Annotated in this window: 3 protein-coding genes; all 3 read right to left on the reverse strand. The window is 75.5% G+C overall.

Features of this window, described 5'->3' with window-relative positions; genetic code table 11:
* Nucleotides 1–159 precede the first annotated feature (159 nt).
* From AC1MIR_RS25950 to AC1MIR_RS25960, 3 genes are read right to left on the reverse strand one after another with little or no spacing between them, the layout of a single operon-like run.
* Nucleotides 160–1,377, reverse strand: a complete 1,218-nt coding sequence (locus tag AC1MIR_RS25950) for a CpaE/TadZ family protein (RefSeq protein ID WP_480031069.1) — start codon at nucleotides 1,375–1,377, stop codon at nucleotides 160–162.
* Complete coding sequence (locus AC1MIR_RS25955) at nucleotides 1,364–1,702, reverse strand: hypothetical protein (protein ID WP_480031070.1); 339 nt, start codon at nucleotides 1,700–1,702, stop codon at nucleotides 1,364–1,366. The genes AC1MIR_RS25950 and AC1MIR_RS25955 overlap by 14 nt, the downstream gene beginning before the upstream one ends.
* Before the next feature lie 14 nt (nucleotides 1,703–1,716).
* Nucleotides 1,717–2,781 (reverse strand): type II and III secretion system protein family protein, encoded by a 1,065-nt coding sequence (locus AC1MIR_RS25960; protein ID WP_480031071.1) that lies wholly within the window; start codon nucleotides 2,779–2,781, stop codon nucleotides 1,717–1,719.
* Between the last annotated feature and the right edge of the window lie 48 nt (nucleotides 2,782–2,829).

Genomic DNA, 2,829 nt, shown 5'->3' on the forward strand with positions numbered 1-2,829 from the left:
GCCGCGGGGGGGCGTGCCCCCCCACCCCGGGGGGGCCCCGCCCCGGCCGCGGCCCCGGCGCGGCCGGCTGGGCCGCGGCGGGCGCGGGCGCCGGCGCCTCGCGCTCCGGCATCGGCGGCGGCGGACGCAGCGCGGCTTCGGTGCGGCGGCCGAAGGCCTTCATGCGCGGCGCAGCCAGCCGAGGAGGCCGCCGCGCCGCCGCACCGCGGCGCGGCCCGAGACCTCGCGCCCCCGCGGCCCGAGCGCCCGCTTCAGCGCCGGGCCGGCGGCGGTCGCCGGCTGGCCCAGGTTCAGGGCGCGCAGGATCTGCTTCGGCTGCCAGGGCAGCACGCAGTCCGGCCGGCCGCCGAGCCCTTCCTCCACCAGCGGCAGCGTCAGGCCTCCGGGGATGCCGAGCCGGTTCAGCACCAGCAGCGGATGCGAGCCCATGCCCTGGCCGAGCACCATCCGCTTCAGCGCCAGAGCGTCGCGCACGCCCGCCACATCCGGCCCGAAGGTGATCAGCACCTGGCGGGACGCCGCCAGTACCGCCTTCTCGACCGCGCCGGGCGGCGAGCGCAGGTCCACGACGATGGTGTTGAAGCGGTGCCGCAGCAGCTCCAGCAGGCGCTTCACGCTCTCGGCGCTCGCTGTCGGCGCGGCGTCGATCGGCTCCTCGGCGGCGATCACCCGCACGCGGTCGCCGACCGGGATCGCCGCGCGCTCCAGGAACAGCGCGTCCACCCGGTCGGGATGCTCGAGCGCGATGCGCAGCCCGCTGCCCGGCTTGACGCCGAGCGAGAGGCCGATCGTGCCGCCGCGCAGGTGCAGGTCCACCAGCGCCACATGGCTGCGGCTGGCGGCCGAGATCTCGAGCGCGAGATTGGCCGCGACCGTGGTCGCGCCGGCACCGCCGCGCGCGTTCAGGACGGACACCACGCGCCCGCCGCGCCCGCTCGACTCGCGCTCCACCACGGCGCCGGCGATCGCCGGGCCGAACAGCCGCGCGACATGGTCCCGGGTCAGCGGCTTGTAGATGTATTCGTGCACGCCGAGGTCGTGCGTCAGGCGGCGATAGAGCGGCAGCTCGTCGCGGTCGCCCACCACCAGCACGCGCACGTCCGGCTCGCAGACCGCGGCCAGCGCCTCGAGGTCCGCCGTCGGGTCCTCGATCCCGGCGACGTCCACGATCAGCACCTTCGGCGTCGGCTCGCGCTCCATGGCGCGGATCGCGGCGGCGACGCCGCCGCGGCGCACCACCAGCTCCGAGATGAGCGGCCCGCGGCCGCCGCGCAGCGCCACCTCGCTCTGCTCGTCGGCGATGAAGGCGAGGACCTCGACCCGGTCCGTCGCCGCGGAGTCGCTCCCGCTGCGGGACGCCAGGTTAGTTGCGGACATATTGGCCAGACAGCGGCGGCAAGGCCGGTATCCCCCTCACTGGTTGTCCCGCGGCGCCCCCGGCGCCGCCGCCTTCGCCGCCCTGGCCCGAGGCCGAGGGCGCGCCGCGCCGCGCGGCCGCGATCGCCGCGGCCTCGCCGCGCGAGGCGACGGCGGGGGCGACGCCGCGCTGCAGGGCCGCCGGGTTCGCCACCATGGCGCGCAGATTCGCATCGTTGGCGCCGGTGGCCTGCCAGGTTCCCGGCCGCGTGACGGGCTCGGGGTCGGGGCAGGCGCCGGCGGCGAGCGCCAGCGGCAGCCAGAGCAGTCGGGAAGGCTTGCGCATGGGCATCTCCGTGGTCACTCGAACCGGAACCCGAGGCCCGGCGGGATGGGCGCGCCCGGCGGCACCGAGGAGACCTGCCGCTGCATCAGGATGCGCTCCAGGCTGGTCGCGGGGCGGAAATTGTCGGTCGGCGCGGCCAGCGCGGTCGGGTTGGAGACCGGCTGCACCAGGTAGGGCGTGACGATGATCACCAGCTCCGTCTCGCGCCGCTGGAAGCGGTCGGAGCGGAACAGCGTGCCGAGCACGGGGATGTCGGTCAGCCCGTTGACGCCTTCGGTCAGCTGAGCCGTGTTCCGTTGCAGGAGTCCGGCGATCGCGAAGCTCTGCCCGCTGCCCAGCTCGATCGTCGTCTCGGCGCGGCGCACCGAGAGCGCCGGGATGCGGATGGTGCCGCCGGCCAGCGGCAGGCTGATCGCGCCCTGCTCGCTGAGCTCGCTCACCTCCGGCCGCACCCGCAGCGTCAGCCGGTCGTTCGCCAGCACGATGGGCACGAAGGCCAGGCTGACGCCGAAGGTCTTGAACTCGATGGTGACGCTGTTGTTCCCGTCCGCGCCGCTGCCCGCGACCGGGATCGGGAACTCGCCGCCGGCGAGGAAGCTCGCCACCTCGCCCGACTGCGCCGTCAGGTTCGGCTCGGCCAGGATGGAGACCAGGTTGTCGGCCGCCAGCGCATCGATGATGCCGTTGATGTCGTTGGTGCCGTCGTTGAAGCGGAAGCCGAGGCGCTGGGGCGAGGCGCCGGCAACGCCGCTGCCGATCGCGCCCCCGATCACGCCGGCGAGCGGCCCGGCTGCGGCGCCCGACGCCAGGCCGAAGGCCCAGTTGCCGGACCCGCCGAGCGCAGCCCAGTTGAAGCCGAACTGGCGCGTCAGATCGCGCGAGATTTCCGCCACGCGCACGCGGATGTTCACCTGGATCGCCGAGAGCACGCCGATCTCGTTGACGATCTCGGTGTCGGCATTCGCCATGCCGCGCGCGATCGCCTCGATCCGCCGCGCCTCGGCGGCGGTGGAGACGGTGCCGGAGAGCACCAGCGTGCGGCCGGCGGCGCGCCCGCGCACCGCGCCCGGCCCGCTCATCAGCGAGCGGATCTGGGATTCGATCGCGGCGGCGTTCAGCGGCCGCGA

The sequence above is a fragment of the Falsiroseomonas sp. RANM36 genome, assembly GCF_056682175.1.